This is a genomic window from Ornithinibacillus bavariensis (genome assembly GCF_050433565.1).
GTDB classification, from domain to species: domain Bacteria; phylum Bacillota; class Bacilli; order Bacillales; family Amphibacillaceae; genus Ornithinibacillus; species Ornithinibacillus bavariensis.
In genome coordinates, this window is the sequence record NZ_JBNPWZ010000002.1 from 25,559 (window position 1) to 46,357 (window position 20,799).

Annotated in this window: 19 protein-coding genes; 15 read left to right on the forward strand and 4 right to left on the reverse strand. The window is 34.8% G+C overall.

Annotation, left to right across the window (positions count from 1 at the left end):
- The first annotated feature begins 54 nt into the window (after positions 1-54).
- The 3 genes from HNR27_RS04040 to HNR27_RS04050 are packed head-to-tail and all read left to right on the forward strand — an operon-like array spanning position 55 to position 3,604.
- A complete protein-coding gene (locus HNR27_RS04040) occupies positions 55-804 on the forward strand; it encodes a DeoR/GlpR family DNA-binding transcription regulator (RefSeq protein WP_429338852.1) in 750 nt (249 codons plus the stop codon).
- Positions 801-1,712, forward strand: coding sequence for a 1-phosphofructokinase (gene pfkB / locus HNR27_RS04045; RefSeq protein ID WP_212918969.1), 912 nt, complete (start codon positions 801-803; stop codon positions 1,710-1,712). The genes HNR27_RS04040 and pfkB overlap by 4 nt, the downstream gene beginning before the upstream one ends.
- A gap of 26 nt (positions 1,713-1,738) precedes the next feature.
- Positions 1,739-3,604, forward strand: coding sequence for a PTS fructose transporter subunit IIABC (locus tag HNR27_RS04050; RefSeq protein ID WP_212918970.1), 1,866 nt, complete (start codon positions 1,739-1,741; stop codon positions 3,602-3,604).
- 148 nt (positions 3,605-3,752) lie between these two features.
- Here the strand turns inward: HNR27_RS04050 and uvsE (HNR27_RS04055) are convergent, their stop codons facing one another.
- Both uvsE (HNR27_RS04055) and uvsE (HNR27_RS04060) read right to left on the reverse strand, forming a co-directional pair.
- Positions 3,753-4,715 carry a UV DNA damage repair endonuclease UvsE gene (gene uvsE / locus HNR27_RS04055; RefSeq protein WP_429338853.1) on the reverse strand — a complete coding sequence of 321 codons (963 nt, stop codon included), beginning with the start codon at positions 4,713-4,715 and terminating at the stop codon, positions 3,753-3,755.
- A gap of 23 nt (positions 4,716-4,738) precedes the next feature.
- Positions 4,739-5,692 carry a UV DNA damage repair endonuclease UvsE gene (gene uvsE, locus HNR27_RS04060; RefSeq protein ID WP_429338854.1) on the reverse strand — a complete coding sequence of 318 codons (954 nt, stop codon included), beginning with the start codon at positions 5,690-5,692 and terminating at the stop codon, positions 4,739-4,741.
- A gap of 341 nt (positions 5,693-6,033) precedes the next feature.
- On the opposite strand from uvsE (HNR27_RS04060), the gene HNR27_RS04065 reads away from it, so the two are divergent.
- From HNR27_RS04065 to HNR27_RS04095, 7 genes are all read left to right on the forward strand, one after another.
- Positions 6,034-6,888 carry a protein kinase family protein gene (locus HNR27_RS04065; RefSeq protein ID WP_429339192.1) on the forward strand — a complete coding sequence of 285 codons (855 nt, stop codon included), beginning with the start codon at positions 6,034-6,036 and terminating at the stop codon, positions 6,886-6,888.
- A 1,239-nt stretch (positions 6,889-8,127) separates the two neighbouring features.
- On the forward strand, positions 8,128-8,526 hold the full coding sequence (locus HNR27_RS04070; protein WP_429338855.1) for a hypothetical protein: 399 nt from the start codon (positions 8,128-8,130) through the stop codon (positions 8,524-8,526).
- Positions 8,527-8,736: 210 nt separating this feature from the next.
- On the forward strand, positions 8,737-9,135 hold the full coding sequence (locus HNR27_RS04075; protein ID WP_429338856.1) for a VOC family protein: 399 nt from the start codon (positions 8,737-8,739) through the stop codon (positions 9,133-9,135).
- Positions 9,136-9,327: 192 nt separating this feature from the next.
- Positions 9,328-10,110, forward strand: a complete 783-nt coding sequence (locus HNR27_RS04080; protein ID WP_429338857.1) for an alpha/beta fold hydrolase — start codon at positions 9,328-9,330, stop codon at positions 10,108-10,110.
- A gap of 215 nt (positions 10,111-10,325) precedes the next feature.
- On the forward strand, positions 10,326-10,910 hold the full coding sequence (locus HNR27_RS04085; protein ID WP_429338858.1) for an O-methyltransferase: 585 nt from the start codon (positions 10,326-10,328) through the stop codon (positions 10,908-10,910).
- Positions 10,911-11,133: 223 nt separating this feature from the next.
- Complete coding sequence (locus HNR27_RS04090; RefSeq protein ID WP_212918978.1) at positions 11,134-11,592, forward strand: pyridoxamine 5'-phosphate oxidase family protein; 459 nt, start codon at positions 11,134-11,136, stop codon at positions 11,590-11,592.
- A 110-nt stretch (positions 11,593-11,702) separates the two neighbouring features.
- Positions 11,703-12,578 carry a hypothetical protein gene (locus HNR27_RS04095; RefSeq protein ID WP_244853237.1) on the forward strand — a complete coding sequence of 292 codons (876 nt, stop codon included), beginning with the start codon at positions 11,703-11,705 and terminating at the stop codon, positions 12,576-12,578.
- Positions 12,579-12,727: 149 nt separating this feature from the next.
- Here the strand turns inward: HNR27_RS04095 and HNR27_RS04100 are convergent, their stop codons facing one another.
- Positions 12,728-13,303, reverse strand: a complete 576-nt coding sequence (locus HNR27_RS04100; RefSeq protein ID WP_212918979.1) for an NADPH-dependent FMN reductase — start codon at positions 13,301-13,303, stop codon at positions 12,728-12,730.
- Between the two features lie 47 nt (positions 13,304-13,350).
- Positions 13,351-14,166 carry a pyrroline-5-carboxylate reductase gene (gene proC, locus HNR27_RS04105; RefSeq protein ID WP_429338859.1) on the reverse strand — a complete coding sequence of 272 codons (816 nt, stop codon included), beginning with the start codon at positions 14,164-14,166 and terminating at the stop codon, positions 13,351-13,353.
- Between the two features lie 511 nt (positions 14,167-14,677).
- Here proC and HNR27_RS04110 point away from each other — a divergent pair.
- From HNR27_RS04110 to HNR27_RS04130, 5 genes are all read left to right on the forward strand, one after another.
- On the forward strand, positions 14,678-15,865 hold the full coding sequence (locus HNR27_RS04110) for a DUF4317 domain-containing protein (protein ID WP_429338860.1): 1,188 nt from the start codon (positions 14,678-14,680) through the stop codon (positions 15,863-15,865).
- A gap of 325 nt (positions 15,866-16,190) precedes the next feature.
- Positions 16,191-16,886 (forward strand): response regulator transcription factor, encoded by a 696-nt coding sequence (locus HNR27_RS04115; protein ID WP_429338861.1) that lies wholly within the window; start codon positions 16,191-16,193, stop codon positions 16,884-16,886.
- Positions 16,883-17,887 carry an ATP-binding protein gene (locus HNR27_RS04120; protein ID WP_429338862.1) on the forward strand — a complete coding sequence of 335 codons (1,005 nt, stop codon included), beginning with the start codon at positions 16,883-16,885 and terminating at the stop codon, positions 17,885-17,887. The genes HNR27_RS04115 and HNR27_RS04120 overlap by 4 nt, the downstream gene beginning before the upstream one ends.
- A gap of 96 nt (positions 17,888-17,983) precedes the next feature.
- Positions 17,984-18,745 carry an ABC transporter ATP-binding protein gene (locus HNR27_RS04125; RefSeq protein WP_212918984.1) on the forward strand — a complete coding sequence of 254 codons (762 nt, stop codon included), beginning with the start codon at positions 17,984-17,986 and terminating at the stop codon, positions 18,743-18,745.
- Positions 18,735-20,681 carry an FtsX-like permease family protein gene (locus tag HNR27_RS04130; protein WP_429338863.1) on the forward strand — a complete coding sequence of 649 codons (1,947 nt, stop codon included), beginning with the start codon at positions 18,735-18,737 and terminating at the stop codon, positions 20,679-20,681. The genes HNR27_RS04125 and HNR27_RS04130 overlap by 11 nt, the downstream gene beginning before the upstream one ends.
- Positions 20,682-20,799: the final 118 nt, after the last annotated feature.

A 20,799-nucleotide genomic window follows, 5' to 3' on the forward strand; every position in this document is an offset into this window, starting at 1 on the left:
TATGATTGTTTTTGACTGATATTGATGGTAAAATACCGTTTTAGGAGTGGTGTTATGTTAACAGATGAACGACATGCAATTATTTTATCCCTTTTAAACGATGCTGGGATAGTAAAAACGCAAGAATTAATGCGGGTATTGGATTGCTCTGAGTCTACTATTAGAAGAGATCTTGACCAACTTGAAAAAGCAAATAAATTAAAGCGCGTTCATGGTGGTGCAAAAAGACTGTATCAGTTGAATCAAGAATTATCTACCCAAGAAAAATCACTCAAAAACATTCAAGAAAAAACGAATATAGGTAAGTTTGCAGCATCTTTGATAGAAAATGATGATGTCATTTTTATCGATGCAGGAACTACTACTTTGGCTCTTATAGATTCCTTGAAAAAAGGAAATATAACAGTAGTAACGAATGGAATACAACATGCGTCAATACTTGCTGAACATCATATTCAAACGATTTTATTAGGTGGTAAAATAAAAGCTTCTACAAAAGCGATAGTGGGGTCTACTAGTCTTAATGAACTAAAGAGCTATCAATTTGACAAAGCATTTATTGGTATTAATGGGATAGATATTGAATTTGGATGTACGACACCAGACCCTGAAGAAGCGGCCATTAAAAAATTAGCCATTCACCAATCTGCAGTTAGCTATTGTTTAGCGGATGAAACGAAGTGGAATAAAGTTAATTTTGTTAAGGTATGTGATTTACAAGATGTTACGATTCTGACGAACAAGAGTCGTGTGGACCTTACATCCTTTAAAGAAAAAACAACAATAATGGAGGCAACATCATGATATATACGGTAACACTGAATCCTTCCATTGACTATATCGTAAACGTCTCACAAGTGGATCTAGGGAAGTTAAACAAGATGGAAAATGATCTTAAATTACCTGGTGGTAAAGGAATTAATGTATCTAGAATACTACACGAACTAGGCATACCAACAAAGACGTTAGGTTTTTTAGGCGGATTCACAGGCGATTTTATTAAGGATTGGTTAATAAATGAGGGTGTAGAATCTGATTTTATAACAATCCAAGATGATACTCGGATAAATATAAAATTAAAGTCAAAAGAGGAAACCGAAATCAATGGTCGTGGTCCAGTCATTTCTCAGGAAGAGGCTAATCGATTGATTCAACAACTAGAACGATTAACAGAGAACGATTTAGTAATTCTCTCTGGCAGTAAACCTCCAGCACTACCGGAAGATTATTATCAGCAACTAGTCAAGGTGATCAAGGATTCTCATGCGAATTTTATCATTGATACAACCGGTGAGGATTTAATGGCATCTTTACCATTTCACCCATTATTAGTGAAACCGAATAAGGAAGAATTAGCGGAACTATTCCAAGCAGAGATAGCTAGTATGGATGATGTCCTCGGATATGGTAAGAAACTTCTTGAAATAGGTGCAGAGCATGTCATTGTTTCAATGGCTGGAGAAGGGGCAATATTATTTACACGGAATGGAATATTCAAGGGAGAAAGTCCTAAAGGAACAGTTAAGAATTCAGTGGGAGCAGGAGATTCGATGATTGCCGGATTTACTGGTGAATATATGCAGTCTAAAGATCCAATTAAAGCATTTAAATTGGGGATTGCATCTGGGAGTGCAACTGCATTCTCAGATGATCTAGCCAAGAATAATGATATTCTCTCTCTTTTGAATAAAGTTGAAGTTAGGCCAATATAAATCGATTTTAATAAAGGATGATTTGAATGAAGATAACAGATTTACTTAGAAAGGACATCATGATATTTGATTTGCAGGCAACGGAAAAAGAAGCTGCAATCGATGAAATGATTACAAGCCTTCATAAAAGTGGAATTTTGACAGATGTAGCTGAATTTAAGGATGCCATCTTAAAGCGTGAGGAACAATCTTCTACTGGACTTGGTGATGGGATTGCCATGCCTCATGCAAAAAATAAGTCTGTGAAAGAACCCACTGTTCTATTTGCTAAAAGTAATAAGGGTGTAGACTATGACTCACTTGATGGACAGCCAGCATATTTGTTTTTTATGATTGCTGTTCCTGAAGGTGGAAATAATACTCACTTAGAAACTTTAGCAGCATTATCTAGAAAATTAATTGATGGGGATTTTGTCAATCAGCTAAAAGATGCAGATACGCCTGAGCAAGTACTTTCTTTATTTTCGGAAGAGCAAGAGGAGGCACAGGAAACCACTTTAAATGAGCAAAATGATCAGAAGAAACCTTTTGTCGTTGCGATTACAGCATGTCCAACAGGGATTGCTCATACGTATATGGCGGAGGACGCACTGAAGAAAAAAGCGAAAGAGATGAATGTTGATATTCGTGTTGAAACACAAGGATCAGAAGGTGCAAAGAATAGATTGACAGATGAGGAAATTAAACGAGCTGATGCAGTTATTATTGCTGCTGGTAAGAAGGTGGATTTGAACCGTTTTAATGGAAAACATGTAATTCAACGCCCTGTTGCCGACGGAATAAAGAAATCGGAAGAGTTAATTTCGTTGGCAATCCATCAAGATGCCCCGATTTACAATGAGGGAGGCAGTGAGATAAAGGCAGATGATATGGAGGATAAGTCTAATTCTATTTGGGGAAGAATTTACAAGGATCTAATGAATGGAATATCCCATATGCTTCCATTTGTTGTTGGGGGAGGTATCTTACTTGCTATTTCGTTCTTATTAGAGAGTGTGTTGGGAAAGGATAGTACCGCTTTTACATTTTTGAATGAAATCGGTGGTAATGCGTTTAGTTTCTTGATTCCGATATTTGCTGGCTTTATCGCTTTAAGTATTGCTGATCGACCGGGTTTAATGCCAGGTATGGTAGGTGGTTTAATCGCAGTAAACAGTAATGCTGGATTTTTAGGTGGACTTGTTGCTGGATTTCTAGCAGGATATGTAGTTATCCTTCTAAAGCGAGTATTCCGAGGGTTGCCTAAAACCTTAGAGGGACTTAAACCTATTTTAATCTATCCAGTATTAAGTCTATTTTTAACAGGACTATTAATGTATTTTGTTTTTGGACCTATTTTTGCAACAATTAATAATGCTATGGTTAATTTTCTTGAGGGGCTTGGGACAGGTAATGCAACAATTCTCGGATTATTACTAGGTGGTATGATGGCGATTGATATGGGTGGCCCATTTAACAAAGCTGCATATGCTTTTTCAATCGGAATATTTACGGATACAGGCGATGGAAGTTTAATGGCTGCTGTTATGGCAGGTGGAATGGTTCCGCCTCTAGCAATTGCTTTAGCAAGTACATTCTTTAAAAATAAGTTTTCTGCTGAAGAACGTAAGTCTGGAGTGACGAACTATGTTATGGGCCTTTCATTTATAACTGAGGGTGCAATCCCATTTGCAGCGGCTGATCCATTGCGTATAATCGGGTCATCCATCGTTGGTTCAGCAATTGCAGGGGGATTGACACAATTTTTCAATACGGCTATTCCAGCACCACATGGAGGAATATTTGTTGTTCCACTTGCTGAGAATCCACTATTATTCTTATTATCATTAGTGATTGGTGCTATTATTGCTGCAGTTCTATTGGGACTATGGAGAAAGCCGGTAGAGGAATAACTAATTAATACTAGATGGTCCCTCGCTTTTTAGAAAAAACGAGGGATTTCTTTATTACTGCTATCTCTAGAGTAAAAAATAAATTCAATAAGAGGAAGAGAATACATTATTTGGTTCACTTAGATAATTAGCTCTTAGCCAACGACCACTATATACGGAAGGTGGACCCGTCAATAATTTCAATGTCTTTTCTTTCTTTGATTTCTTCCATTAATTTAAATAATGCTTTATCCTTACGCTTGGCTTCAATCATACAGTCAATTTGTGGAACGCTATCCTTTATCGCCATAAGAAACTTAAAGAACATATTTATATCGATATAATCCGAGTGGTGACGATACATTTCTGGACTTTTCGGACTTGAAATATGCATTTTTATTGGAAGTGAGGAATTCCGCCAGGTTTGGATGACTCTATCCCAATGGGCTACCCAATTGGAATCATGGTGATGAGCTAAATGGTGATGGTAATCAAACACTAATGGTATATCTAACTTTTCGCATAAGTACAAGGTGTCCTCTAATGTAAAGGATTTATCATCGTTTTCTAGCATGATCATGTTTTGAATGGCTGTAGGAACGTACATCCAATTATTGATAAAACGTTCAAGTGATTGTTTTGTGTCATTGTAGTGGCCACCTACATGGATTACACAACGATGAAGTGGATGAATCCCCATATATTTCAGTAATAAATAATGCATTTTTAAGGAGGAAATGGAATTTTTCAAGATATGTTTTTTTTCGGAGTTTAGAACAACGAAATGGTCTGGATGGAAATCCATTCGCATCTGATGTGTATTGGCTAATTCTCCTATTTCACGAAGTGCGCCTTTGATAGGCTTCATATAATCCCAATCCTGTAATTCTTCATGATTTGCTAAAGGAATTAAGCGAGAGGTTAATCGGTAAAAATGAATTTCTGATGCGATAGTATGTTTTAATATTCTTACTGTGTTATTTATGTTTTGTAATGCAATTCGTTCTAGCTTACGAATTGCGGCTTCTCGGTCTTGAATTTGTTGGAATTGATGAAAAGTCATTGTTTTGGATGGTGATGCATTGATAAGCTCCATACTCATTGCGACATAACCTAGACGGACTATTGTCAATTAAACCAACTCCTCTTCGTGGTTTACCATTCCACCGCCGAACTTGTTACTCGTTTCACTCCACGTATACTAGCTATTTCCTCTACCAACCTTCTCATTGCGAGATCCTTTTGCTTTGCTTCTACCATGATATCAAAATCCTGATTTAGATCTTTAGCCATTTTTAAGAAGGGAAGGATAAAATTAATAGAAACAAAATCACAGTGGGAACGATATGCTTGCTGAGACTTCGGTGAAGAAAGATGAACTTTTGGTATGGTATTAGAATTGCTCCAAGTATTATAGATACGAGGTAAAAAATCATTAAGGTCTGTATCAGTTGGATTTGCCATATGGTGATGAAAGTCAAGAATCATTGGGATGTTTTCTTTTTCACAGGCGATTAGCGTTTCTTCTACATTATAGGTTTTATCATCATTCTCAAGTGTAATTTGCTTCTTCATTTCTCTAGGTAACTTTTTGAGATTTTCGTGAAACCGCTCAATGGCACTTGTTTTATCTCCGTAAGCTCCTCCAATATGTATATTAATAATACTTGCTTTATGTAAATTCATCGCTTCAAGCATTCGATAATGATAGGTAATATCTTTTATTGCATTTACTGTTATCTTCTCTTTATCACTTGTAAATAAGGTGTACTGACCTGGGTGAAAACTTGCTCTGATCTTATGATTTTGAATTAATTGTCCAATTTCCTTCCAGTCCTTTTGGAAAGGTGTAATATAATCCCACATTACATCTGGATGAGTAGCTAGTGGTGCAAGCGAACTTGAAAACCGATATAGTTCTATCTCATGTGCAATGTTATAGTGCAAAATCCTCTTTGTATGATGTAGGTTCTGGGCTGTAATATGTTTCAGTTTATCGAGCCTCTCATTTTTTGGAAGAGTAGAATATTGCTTGAAGGTTATCGTTTTTGCCGGACTTGCATTCCATAAGTCTAATGCAGTTGCTACATAGCCAAATCGAATTTTCATTTGTTTCTCCTATTATTTGTGTACATTATCCTTATGATTTGTGTTCATGTACTTCTTTATACGAACTTACAATAGGGATATTGCATAGCATTATGTTTTGAGGAAAATCGATGAAGAATTATTGAACAATTGACTAATAAGTGAGCAGTTTTTTATAAAATGGTATAATTTTCTTTAAAGAACTGAAAGGAGGCGTTGTTTTATGAAAATAACGAGAATAATTAGCGGGGTACAATTTAATTAAAGGGTAAACGTATCAGACCCCTATAAACTACGTGATCCCTATTTACAAATAGGAGGATCATATTTTGGAAACCTTTAAACAAACGAATTCAATTACTATGACACTTAATAAAGTGGATTTCCAATTACAAGAAGAGCATAATTTCAATTGGTTAAAGCACATAGGTAATGTTTTTTGTGTTTTTGATCAACAAGATTCAGGAAATATAAGTTTCGGTGTTGAACAGGATGGACAAAAGTATTTTGTGAAATATGCTGGAGCAAAACCCATTGACTTTACTGGAAACTCTGAGGGTACTATTGAACGATTGAAAAAGGCTTTACCAGTTTATCAATCGTTAGAACATCCACACTTAATAAAGTTATTAGATTATTTTTCCACCGAAAATGGGAATGCTGTAGTATTTCAATGGTTCGAAGGTGAATGTTTACATTCTCATTGGTCGTTTGGTGGTGTAGCAAAATATACAAACCCCAAGTCACCTTATTACCGTTTTAAGAATTTAGAAGTGGAAAAACGTTTAAAGGCATTAGATGCAATCTTTTCTTTCCATACTTATGTAGAATCACAAAAATATGTCGCAGTAGATTTTTATGATGGAAGCATCTTATACGATTTTAAAAATGATGAAACTAAAATATGTGATATTGATTTTTATCGAAAGTCACCCTCTATAAATGATTTAGGTAAAGACTTCTGGGGGTCAAATCGTTCAAAATCACCAGAGGAGTATGAACTTGGCTCTCCAATTGATTCTATTACAAATGTCTTTAATCTTGGAGCAATTTCGTTTGGTTTACTGGGTGGTGAAATGGATCGTTCCTTCTCAAAATGGGATGCAAATCAGAGTCTATATGAAGTAGCAATAAGAGCTGTTGAAGAAGATCGGAATAAAAGATATTCAACGGTGAGAGACTTTTATGAGGATTGGAAGGTTGCTATAAAACAATAAATTTAAAGAACAAAGGGCGATCTTTTAAATGAGGTCGTCTTGTATATTTATGAAGAGGTGTCTTATGAGTTGAAAGATGATAAACTTGTGACTCAGTTTGAAAATGAAAATGAGTATTTAGAAATAGACTTCATACTTTAAGAAAGTGATAAAGATTATAGCGAGTATTCAGCAGAAATTAGTGACGCAAAATTTGAAATTGAAGATTCAAAACATGTGAGTAAATTAAGAGGACTCTACGAAAAATTACAGCATTCTCATTTTGAATTTATAGAAAGATAAAAAAGGTAACTCAGTAAAACTTCAGTTATGAACTATATGACGCAATAGTTAAACTAGCTGATTAAAATAGGTCATCTTGTTTTTGTCTAAAGTCTATGTTTTATTTTTTGAATACTATGTTAATGTTGAGATGTACACATAATGAATTAAAGATTGCTTTACTTCGAGATGAGGAGATGTTCCTGTTATTATCCTACGGGAGGTTAGATATTTCTCGGGGATATGCTTTAACTTTGTATTGTGACATATAATGTTATAAAAACCTCTAGTGCTACATTAAAATATAAAAAAGTGTTTTTATAAAATTGCCAATTAATTGTTTTTTAATGATAGTGTTAATTTTAGCTCACAGAGTTTATCTTAATTGTCTTCCCTTTAGAAGAAATGGAATTCTCATTTAATATAACGTGGTATATATGCCATAGCTTTTAAAGTAAATGCTTTTTTAGTAGGGGCATAATTCTAGGAAGTATTTTATAACAACTTGTAGGTCAGGTTTTTAAAAACGCTTAATAGAATAAGAGGTACAAGGAGGAAGTATTTTGTGAACTATAAAAAAATATATTATACAATGTTCAGTATATTATTGTTTTTTATACTTTGTATTATCTTTTTTTCGATTTTTGTTAAAAACGAACTTCTTAGGGATTTTTCTATTGCAGGATTACTTTACCCTTCAATTTGTCTTTTTTATTACTATAAAAAACAAAAAAATGCACCTTAATCATTGGTAAAAGTAGCTTTATATAGATTGAGTCTTCTTATCTTACTTAATAATATTTTAATTACTCCTATTTAAAATTGAAATTACATTTCCAAATGAATAATTAAATAATTACTTTAATTCATATGAGTCTGATAATAAATATGATAAAATAGAGTTAAACTATTTCTTTTAAACTAGCGATGTAAGTTTATATAGGGTCTTGTGAAAATAGATAGAGGTAGGTGAAATGTATGGAAGCAAAAAAACAAAATTTAATTTATGCTCTTTTATGGGCAGAAGAGTCAAACAGAGGAAATATTTTAAGCAAGATTATTTTTACATTTTTATATTCGGCATTATTTGCCTGTTTAATTTACCTTGCCGTTAGCGATATAGCATGTGCTCTCATTTTTTTTGTTGTATTCTTCATCCTTGGTTTACTATTACCAAAGAATTTACATAAAACAAAGTCTAGTATATCAAAGGCAGTTTCCTTAGTTTCCTTATTATTGCTAGTATTTTTTACAGTAATCTGGACTACCGATATTACTATTAAAGTTGGTGCTTGGCTGATTTTGTTCACTATTTTCCTTCTAGAAAAAGTTGAAAAAAGGTATTATATCTCGTCTAACAAAAGCAATCATAATTGATAATGTAATTATCGTAACTGGGCAGGCATCAGATAAGAGATCATCAAATTGATGGTCTTTATTTTTTGAGAAACATTTCGTATATTAAGTTAGTACTAAGTTAAAAATTGAGTTACTATATAAATTTTTTGGTAAATGATAGGTTAGTTAATAGAATCCAAGTATTGTGCTAACGAAACAGAATAGCTGAATAATCAAGGGGAGTTTTCAATGTCAAAAGGGTTGATTCATCATATTGAACTATATGTATCAGATATAAAAAGAACAGTGGACTTTTGGGGATGGTTTCTTGAGGAACTAGGCTACACTTCTTTTCAAGAATGGGAAAGTGGACAAAGTTGGAGATTAGATACTACATACATTGTTTTTGTACAAGCGGAGGACAGGTTTTTGGATATTCCGTACCATAGATGCCGAGTAGGTCTGAACCATCTAGCGTTCCATGCAAGCTCCCGTCAACACGTAGATGAAATGACAGACAAATTAAAGGAACGGGGAATAAGCATTCTTTATCCCCAAAAACATCCTTTTGCTGGGGGAAATAATCATTATGCTGTGTATTTTGAAGACCCAGATAGAATAAAAGTAGAACTAGTAGCTCCTGAATAGTTATCGAAGTAATGAGTATAATTGATTAACAAGATCAGTGAAACGATACAGTGCTGTAGCAAAAGGAATTTAAAGGGCAATTTTATAACATCTCCATTACCACCACCCTCTATTCGAAACGTAATAGGTATTCACCCATGTGCGCCTATTTGAATAGCTTATTATTAAAGACATTTTTTAGGGGGATTTGATGTGGGGTACTATGTTACGGTAGATTCAGGTGTGAAATTATATGTAGAGGATATATATCCTGAGGGCAGTAAGACGATCGTGTTTTTACATGGTTGGCCGTTAAGTCATAAGCAGTTTGAGTATCAATTTGATGTTCTTGCAGCAATGGGTTACCGCTGTATCGGAATTGACTGGAGAGGTTTCGGAAAGTCGGATAAGCCAATAAGCGGTTACAATTTTGACCGATTGGCAGATGATATCCGTACAGTAGTTGATGTAATTCAATTAGACAATTTCACTCTTGTTGGTCACTCTACAGGAGGGGCAATTGCGATTCGGTATATGTCTCGACATAATGGTTACGGAGTATCTAATCTTGTCCTTGTAGACGCTGCAGCTCCGATAGGATTTACTACAGAGACTGCGACTAGGTTCCTCACTCAGGCATTGAATGATCGTCCGAAGATGATGAGAGAAGTGAAAGATAGCTTTTTCTTTCAATATATAACAAGCTCATTCGCAGAGTGGTTCTTTCAATTGGGCTTACAAGCAGCAGGTTGGTCAACTGCAGCAATCATAGTTACATTAAGAGATGAAAAGCTGTATGCAGATTTGCAAAAAATACTTGTCCCTACTTTAATCGTTCATGGTGTTCACGACAAGGTAATTCCATTTGTACAAGCTCAAGAACTAAATCAAAAAATAAGTAATTCACAGCTTGTTCCATTCCATTATAGTGGCCATGGTGCTTTTTGGGAGGAACGTGACAAGTTTAACAGTGTATTAAGTCAATTTATTGGCTGAAGTCCCCACCAAAACCAGTCTTAATATGTTTCTCCTAATTAGATGTGAATGATTTAGTGAAAAAGTTCATTGTCTAGTGGTGATACATTCTACCCCGATAACACTGCTCATAATCGATATAAGAAATTCAACTTAATATCACCGACCAATTTGTAGAGTAATACAGGAAATTTTGAAAGGATATCAAAATAGTAGTTATTAATGGGAGGTTGATTATGGATACAAGTATTGAAAGCTTGCTAAATGAATTAGAGTCCTTTGGGCTAGAGAATGACATTACCGTAAAAGAAGATAGCCCAAAAATGAAAAATATCACTAAAGATACCGGGCAATTTTTATCCTTGCTTATTAAAAACAGTAAGGTAAAAAACGTTTTAGAGATCGGGACATCGAATGGATATTCGACTATTTGGATAGCAAAAAACTTTATAAATTCAGATGCCCATGTAACAACTGTGGAAATTGATGATAGAAAAATTGTTATGGCGAGAGCAAATTTTAGAAGGGCCAATTTGGAAAAGTATGTTACATCCCACCATGAGGATGCTGGGGCATTTTTAAAAAGGCAGGCTAATGAAACATTTGATTTTATCTTTTTAGATTCAGATCGTAGTCATTATATAGACTGGTGGGAGGATTTAAACCGAGTTCTCCAAAGAAATTCATTAATGATTGTGGATAATGCCAATTCACACAGAGAAGAAGTTGCGGATTTCATAAAATTAATTCAAAGCTCAGAAAGCCACGATTCATTAATTGTTTCTGTTGGAAAAGGGGTGTTTATCATACATAAAAATTAGTTAGGGGAACACAGCATTTCTTGAACAAGAATAGTGACCTTTCTATGAAGTGGGTTACAATTTATTTTAAATTGCTTCTTCAGTACTGATTGTCTGCTTATAGAGTGTTTAGGGTGATGGGGAAGGGAATTTTAATATTGAGAGTAAAAAAGTTGTATAGAGGTTCAATATTTAAATCGCAAGTACATTCTGATATTTAGATTCAAACCAAGGAGTGATTCATATGATGATTGACGATGATATGCGTCGCGTAATTGAAGAACAGCGCTTGGCTTTTGTGGCTACGGTATGTCCAGATGGTAGTCCGAATCTATCCCCAAAGGGGACAATCGCTGTTTGGGAAGAGGAGCATCTTGTTTTTTTACATTTATATTCACATGGAACAGTAAGTAACCTAGAACAAAATTCTTCAATAGAACTTAATGTTGTTGATCCAATTAGACGGAAAGGGTATCGCTTTAAAGGCAAAGCGCAAATTCTGAAATCAGGATCCACGTATAACAAAATTGTTGAACACTTTAAGCAAAGCAGGGGAACAGATCCAAGCCGTATAAAGGCTGTGGTCCTAGTTAAGGTTCTTCAATCTGCCTCGCTTATCTCACCTGCTTATGATGATATGTCATCTGAAGAGGAAATCGCCAGACGTTGGAAACAACATTATGATGAGCTGTTGGGATATTAATAATATTCGACAAGTTAATCCTTTAAGTATTGAAAGTGGACGGGGTCAATTTGTTGTTATCGTCTGGCAAAAATGAGTACTATTAGCTTCTCGCGGAATACTTAATTGAGGTGATAGAAATAGAGAGATTAAAATTAGAAAAATATGTTGATTATACCTCAAATTGTAATTTTGTGGCTGGTCAAATAACGAGAGATGGAACATTATTATTAATTGAAAGCAGTTTACAAGAGTTTGACTTTTTTCAACGTCCTGTATCGAAAAACAACTGGATAATTAAGATTATAAAGGGCAGAAGTATAGAAACGGTGATTTTAAGAAATGTTCCCCTTATCCCAACGGAAGTAGACTTATTTTCAGATGGTACCTTACTTATTGTACAAAGTCGTTGTTTAAAGGATGGTAATTACATCGAACGAAACGCCAGGAGATATAATACTAACGGGCAATTAATTGATGCATTTACGTTAGGAGACGGTATTAGTAATGTGCAAATTGACGAAACTGATACCATTTGGGTAAGCTATTTTGATGAAGGTATATTTGGAAATTTTGGATGGGAGCAACCGATGGGGAGTGCTGGTGTTGTCGCTTATACAATGAACGGTGATCGTTTATGGGGTGCAAGTGATTATGGAATTGTGGATTGTTATGCATTGAATGTTGTAAGTTCAAAGGAAGTGTTCTTCTACTACTATGATGAATTTTATCTCGTTCAACTGAATGAGATGAAGGAATCTATTCGATATCGTATAAATAGTCGCCATCATACATTACAACAATTTATGTTTGACGAAGAGGATTTAATTGGTCAAATAGATATGAATACAATGATGCGTTATCGAAGAAATAAACTAAGCTATGCTCCAAAGGAAAAACTACAAATAACTGATAAAAACGGAAAACGTATTATTGGTCCCGTGTTTATGCGAGGGTCGTTTCTTTATGTATATGGTAAAGATGGGATATATAAAAGAAATTTGTGAAAAAATAGGTGTTTTATTTTATATGGTTGTTATTGAATATTAAATAAAGTTTAGCTCATTATTATTTGACTACTAACAAGAGTTTATTTGTTGTGTAACTAGGCAAAAGGCTTATGAATTTATATAACTAGGAGATAAGAGGTCGTAATCTATACCTCGTTATCTCCTTTTTTGTTTGTATTCTTTCTATTATTAATACTTCTCTGGAGGAAAACCATTTCCTCGGCGAGATTTTGAATTCTACTGGCAATTTTTTGGTCAATGATTTCGTCTGTCTCTACATCAAATTTATCATTGTGGACAAACACATGTGTCGATGGAACTAGTCCTCTAAGATAGGATAGTATTGGTTTTAAATGATTTTCTGGTACGAGAAAATGCTTTTCCGAACCTCCTGTTGCAATGATTCCAGTTACTTTATTTTTAAATGCATATTCTGGAAAGAAATCTAAGAGATTTTTTAAAACTCCAGAAATTGATGCCTGATAGATCGGTGTACCGAACACAATAAAATCTGCGTCTACTATTTTTTTAACCACATTCCATGTGTCCTCATTATAATAGGTTAATGGTTCTCCACGACAAAATTCAACCTCATATTCCCTTAAATCAATCAGTTCTGTTTGTATATTTGAGTCTATGGCCGTAGCGGCTGTTAACACCTCATGAACCGCTTGTGAGGTCTTATTTCCTGCTAGAGTTCCCGATACGCCTACTAGTTTCATTTCATTACCTCCTAATTTTAGACAGAGAGTTGAAAGTTACAGGCATCTTACTCTAATTTGCCTAATTCAATTGATCGTTCTCTTGCGTTTTTGACACATTCCATCACTGCTTGCTGGAAGTTATAGTTATTTAAAGTTTGGATAGCAGCTTCAGTTGTTCCTCTTTTACTAGTAATCCTATCTCGTAGAACATGGGTTGAATCTGTGGATTTTTCAAGCATTTTTCCTGCCCCAATAACAGTTTGGGTAATTAATTTTCTTGCTAAGTCTTCATCAAGTCCAGCTTCTATTGCTGCGTTTTCCATTGCTTCAACGAGGTAGTATATATAAGCTGGTCCGCTTCCAGAAATACCTGTTACGGTGTGCATATCCTTCTCATCTACATGAACAGTTGAACCGATAGTGTTAAATAATTTTTGAGCCGTTTCTAGATGGATGAGTTTCGCATGTTTTCCCGCAGTAATAGCCGTTGCAGAACAGCCAACAGATGCAGAAGTATTTGGCATAGCACGGACTATTGGGATATCTTTTCCTAGCAGTGTGGTAATATAATCTGTTGACATACCAGCAATTACGGAAATGATTAATTGGTCTTTTCTAATATGGGATTTAATATCTTCAATTGCTTCTTTCATATCATATGGCTTTGTAGAAAGGACAATGATACTCGCTTGCCTGAGTGCTGCAGCTTTATCCGAGGTAGCTTGAATAGAATAAGTATGTTTAAGGTGCTGTAAACGTGCTTGGTTCGATTTATTCGTTACATACATATTATCGCCCTGTATCTTCCCAGTTTTTATAACGCCGGCTATAATCGCCTCAGCCATTGATCCCGCTCCGATAAACGCCATTTTCCCATTCATAATCTCAACCTCCTCCTTAAACATATAAAAAACCCGTATCATCCTAACGTATAGGACGAAACGGGTTCCGCGGTACCACCTAAATTGGCATGCATGATGCCCAGCTCCATTTGATAACACAGCATGACTGCGATTAGTTTTTGCTAATAACTCCCAGATAGGTTCACCATGCCTAGGTCTGGCGGAATCTTCCAGCCTATGGATTCCACTCTCTTTCAGTTAAGCATTGGTTACTGGTCTGTTCACCGTTTTTTATATATTGTTTTGTATCATATGATGTTTTTACAGGAATGTCAAGTAGTTTTGATAAACTACTTGGTATTTGTTCTGTATTGCATTGGATTGAATTGTTATTAAGAAGTATTAATTAGTTTACCACACGAAAATTATGGGAAAATATTCAATCCTCTTAGATGAATTGTTTATCTCAAAAAGTAAGCTTTCTATGATAAAATGATAGAATGCATATTGAAAAATGCATGCTGATTACCAACTTAGGAGTGTAACAATATTGAACAAAAAAGATATAGCGAACTTTAAGAGACAATTTAAAGTAAACAATGACCTACTTCGGATACATGAAATTTTCTATGTATACATTATGAAAGAATCTAGTGAAATCTATCATCATCAAAGCTTTCCTTTTGAAATGCTAGAAAAGGAACAACAAGAGCTATTTATCGATAACTTTAAAAAGGTGTTATCAGGCCAGCTGGATGAGAAGCTTTTTGAATTGAAGTTTAAGCGAGATGTAGAAAATAATAGTCAGTTAATACTTCACCAAGGTTTATTAAGTAGTGAAACAGAGGAATGGAAAGGGCATATGCTTCGGTTGGTGGAGAAGATGCTTACGGATAAGCAATATGAAATGGATATTGTCGTTACTTTTATTCGTGGGGAATATATGAAGCCTGTTAAACGCAAGAGTGAAGAAACAGAAGAAAGTGAAAGGGACACGGTTTATGCTAATCCATTTATATTATGTAGCATGAATCGTACACAAGATCCTAAAAAAGAATTGCTCTTTGACTACGTGGAAAAACAATTTAAATATAATATTGTTGTTGATCCTATTATTAATCTGAAAGCCCCATTATCCGGATTTCTTTTTCCTTGCTTCACGGATAATGCAGCGGATGTCAATCATGTTTTATACTCCGCAGGAAAGAAGTATGAGTTAAGCTACCATTTTATTGAAGAGGTTTTAAATGCAGAAGAAGCAATGACAGCAGAAGATGATAAGGTAGTTTTTGAGGAAATTGTAAAGCATGTCGCAGGTGAACAGATGAATACATCTACTCTTTCCAATGTATATGATGAGATACATCGTGTCATAGAAGAGAATGAAGAGGAGGAAGAAGTACCGAAATTAGACTATAAGGATGTAGAAAAAGTATTAAGGACTAGTGGTGTAAAAGATATTAATACGGAAAAGGTTGAATCGGCTTTTAAGACAGTATTGGATGATGAAGCGTATGAGATTAAGGCAAGCAATATTTTGCCGAAGTACACATCAAAGTCCATTAAAATAAAAACAAAGGTTGCAGACCTCTCTGTAAGTCCACAGGAACTAAGACATGTACGTCAAGTCCATTTGAATGGGAAGCTATACCTTATGATAGAATTAGAGGAAACTACGATGATTGAAGGTTTTGAAATGATTCCAGAGGCTTTATTTACGAAAGCTAATGAAGATTAGTTTGTCACTTTCCGATTTTTACCATTGCTGATCAATCTACTATAAATAAAAACACTAGGATTATTGAATTACCGTAAATTACATGGCAACATCTTTTATACTTTGCCACGAAATTTTCCCATTGCTTTCTTGGTATAACCTATACTAGCTCAGGCTCGAAAAGCAATCAATTAGAAGCTATAAATTTTTATAATTGTAAAGAAAGCCAATTGATATTGTAACATAAAATCAATTGGCTCTCTTATTTTATCCAAGTGAATATAGCAATAGAGATTTCAAATCTAGTATAATATGAATGTAACGATGAGGGGAAATGGTGGTTTAGATGTTTAAAATCCTTCTAATAGAAGATGATGTAACATTATTTTATGAAATAAAAGAACGTTTGGCACAGTGGTCCTATGAGGTATATGGAGTGATGGATTTTAGTAATGTCGTAAAGGAATTTTCTGAACTGAAGCCAGACCTTGTAATTATAGATATACAGCTTCCTAAGTTTGATGGATTCCATTGGTGTCGAATGATTCGCACACATTCAACAGTACCAATTATTTTCCTATCCTCACGAGATCACCCAACAGATATGGTAATGTCGATGCAGCTTGGTGCGGATGATTTTATACAGAAACCATTTCATTTTGATGTTTTAATAGCAAAAATTCAGGCTGTCTTAAGACGCGTCTATAATTATAGTGTGGAACAACCATTGCAATTAAGAGTTTGGAATGGTGCTAACGTTGATTTTTTAAAGAGCACTGTGCAAAATGGAGCTGGAATAATCGAACTATCGAAAAATGAAATATATATCTTAAAAATCTTACTAGAAAATAGTAATCAGATTGTAAGTCGTGAAGAACTGATGAAGGAACTTTGGAATGATGACCGGTTTATTAGTGATAATACGTTAACTGTAAATGTGAATCGATTGAGAAAAAGATTGGAAGAGATTGATTTAGGACAATTTATTGAAACAAAGGTTGGTCTTGGGTACATGGCTAAAGAACAGGAAAGTACCGAATGATGAAGAAGTATTTAATCGAGCGACTTAGCTGGGTACTATTTTTTTGCTGTCTTCAAGGACTATTACTCTTAATCGGTTATTTAGATCCCTCTATTAATCTCAACACGATTATTTATATTGTCTTTTTATCAATGATTATTTTTATATTATTTTTCATCATTCGATACAAAAAGGAAACAACCTTCTATAAAATGATTGAAGAAACGGATCCTTTTGCCGATGCGAATAACATACAAGAGGGTAGAACGCCATTTGAGAAAATAGTAGAGAGCGCATGGAAGGAACAACTTGATATACATAGATGGGAATTAAATGACCTAGGAACAAGTGTAGAACGAGAGAAAGAGGAGTTACTGTCGTGGCTTCATGAAGTGAAAACACCTTTGACAACAATGAAGCTAATGCTGGAGAGGGTCGAGGATAGAACATTAAAAAGGCAGCTCATGTATGAATGGCTTCGGATTCATTTACTCCTTGACCAGCAATTACATAGCCGGCGTATTTCATTTATGGAAAATGATATTTATATCGAAAAGGTAAATTTGGAAAAGATAATAGTAGAAGAGATACGAATGTTACAGTCATGGTGTATGCAAAAAGGGATAGGCTTTGATGTCTCCTTAGAAATTCAACTGGTTCTATCTGACGGAAAATGGCTACAGTTTATTCTTCGTCAATTGTTAACGAACGCTGTAAAATATAGCGAAGGAGCGGATATCGTTATTCGCAGCATGGAAAAGGATGGCAGGGTACTAATGGAAGTCCAAGATTATGGTAGGGGAATAAAGTCAAAGGATATTCCACGCATTTTTGATAGAGGATTTACATCGACAATGGATCATATGGACCATGCAGCAACTGGAATGGGACTCTTTTTAGCAAAAAAGGCAGCAGAATCCTTAAAAATCCATATAGATGTTGAATCTGTCTATAGGGAAGGAACTATCTTTACTTTAACATTTCCAAGGAAGAATGAATTTAATGAGCTATCAAGCATGTGACAAGATTGTCACATGCTTTCGTATTTTGTTCGTAGATTCGAAGGAAAAAAGAAGAATATCCTTTTATGATTAAGGTAGACAAAGGAGTTGAATAAGATGAGCATATTAGAAGCGAAAAAAATTGTAAAGAAATACGGAAATAAATGGAATAGACAAGAGGTTTTAAAGGGTATTGATATTACAGTGGAAAAAGGGGAATTCGTTGGTATTATGGGGCCATCTGGGTCAGGGAAGACAACTTTACTTAATGTACTTTCCTCCATTGATAGTGTTACCCAAGGCTCTATACGTGTTGATGGTAAGGATTTTACCAGAATGAAAGAAAGACAATTAGCGGAATTTCGTAAGCTTCATTTAGGTTTTATCTTTCAAGAGTATCATTTACTAGATACGTTGACCGTAAAAGAGAATATTATGTTACCTCTAACTGTTAATAAGGTACCAAATAAAGAAGCACAAGTTTTATTTGAACAAGTGGCAAAGGAATTAGGCATCTATGATGTTAAGGACAAGTATCCAAATGAAATATCTGGTGGACAGAAACAGCGGACTTCTGCAGCGCGTGCCTTTGTGCATAATCCTAGCATTATATTTGCTGATGAACCAACAGGAGCACTAGATTCCAAATCTGCTTCTGACTTACTAAATAAGCTAAGTGATTTAAATAACAAACTTAATTCCACAATCATCATGGTGACACATGATCCACTAGCGGCTAGCTATTGCAGTCGATTAATTTTTATTAAAGATGGACAAATATTTACGAAACTAAATCGTGGGGATGAAAGTAGGCAGGAATTTTTTAATGACATCATTAAAACACAGGGCGTGTTAGGTGGGGTGCAAAATGAGCTTTAAACAACTCATCTTTCGTAATCTGTTAAAAAATATGAGAAATTATTATCTTTATGTTTTTGCCCTTATATTTAGTGTCGCATTGTACTTTGCATTTGTGACTTTACAATATGACCCAGCGATGGATAGTGTTTCTGGATCTGTAAAGGGAGAAGCAGCAATGAAGACGGGTTCCATTTTATTAATTGCCATCGTTACGGTGTTTCTCGTGTACGCAAATAACCTATTTATTAAAAGAAGAGGTAAAGAGATCGGCCTATTTCAGTTAGTGGGATTATCTAAAGGGAAAATATTTCGAATTATTGGCTTGGAAAACATTATTTTATACTTTAGCTCAATGGTGATTGGGATTTTCCTTGGATTTATTTCTTCCAAGCTAATTATGATGGTATTACTAAAAATTATTGCGATGGATGAGGTTGCGGCATTACGATTTTCTTCTCGTGCGTTAGTGCTAACGGTTATTGTTTTTGCTGCTATATATATCATTATAATGTTGATTAATGCTTTATATATTAAGCGGCAACGCATCTTGTCATTATTTCATACTACCTCCACATCCGAAGACAAGAAACGGAAGGTATCAATTATTGAAATATTCATTGGTGTACTAGGTCTGGGATTAATCATTTTTGGATATTATTTATCTACAAAACTTTTTGATGGACAATTTGTAATGATGGAGCAAATGTTTATGGCGATGCTTGTTATTCTTGCTTCCGTTATCATAGGAACTTATTTCTTTTATAAGGGGTCTATTCGGTTTATTTTTAATCTTATTCGAAAAAAGAATAATGGCTATCTTTCTATCCATAAAGTATTGTCACTATCATCGATAATGTTCCGGATGAAGTCTAATTCTTTGTTACTTACTGTGGTAACAACTGTTTCTGCATTGGCAATAGGCTTATTGTCATTAACGTATATTGCTTATTATTCTGCTGAAAAATCTTCTAAGGAATCAATAATATATGATTTTTCCATTCCTAATAAGAGTCATGCAGAAGAGTTCATCGCAATGCTTGATGAGCAGCAAATAGACTATACGAAAACAGAAATGGAAATAGTAACAGTTAAAGCTGATGGAACAAACATACTAACCGATAAAAATGATTCAGAACGAAATGATGAAGATTTGATATTACCACTGACAATTATTTCAGATCGTTATTTAGAAGATATTGACGTAGATAAAGATAAGTCCATTTTTATTAATAGTAATCGAGCAACAGAGACATTTATGGCATTTAAAGAGGGAAGTTTCTCACTAAAAGGAAAGAGTCAAGCGTATGAGCTAGAGTTTGTTGGTATGAAGGATAATAATGTGCTTCCACTTAGATTAACGAATGGCGGGCTTCCTGTCGCTGTCATAGATGAAGCATTATATCAACAAATTTCTGCGGATATTGACCCAGAGGAGTATAGTGAATTCACTCATTTAATTGGGGTTGATATAACTGACAGGGGAGACTTAAACAAGACAAATGAAATTTTCAATGAGCTAGAATTAGGAAAATGGCCAGGTCATGAGTCGCAGCTAGAAGATTTTAAAAGACAGAAGCAGATCATGGGTATTGCTATGTTTGTCGTCGGGTTCCTAGGACTAACCTTCTTAATTACTTCAGGATGTATCCTTTATTTTAAACAGATGGATGAAGGAGAGGAAGAGAAGTCAAGCTATACTATTTTGAGAAAGCTAGGATTCACTCGTACTGATATTTTAAATGGGATAAAGGTGAAGCAACTATTTAACTTCGGAATCCCATTAATACTAGGATTAAGCCATAGCTATTTTGCAGTTAAATCAGGCTGGTTTTGGTTTGGTACAGAACTATGGACACCAATGATCATCGTAATGTCACTTTACACAATACTCTATTCCATATTTGGTGTACTATCAGTAGCCTATTACCGAAAGCTAATAAAAGAATCATTGTAGAGAGACAGGTATATACATCCCCTGTCTCTCCTTTTTCTGTTCTGTTATACTCGAATGAATTGCATGAAAGATAAAAATAGATTTTCCCTCTCCCCATAAAATGGAAACTCAATGGGCA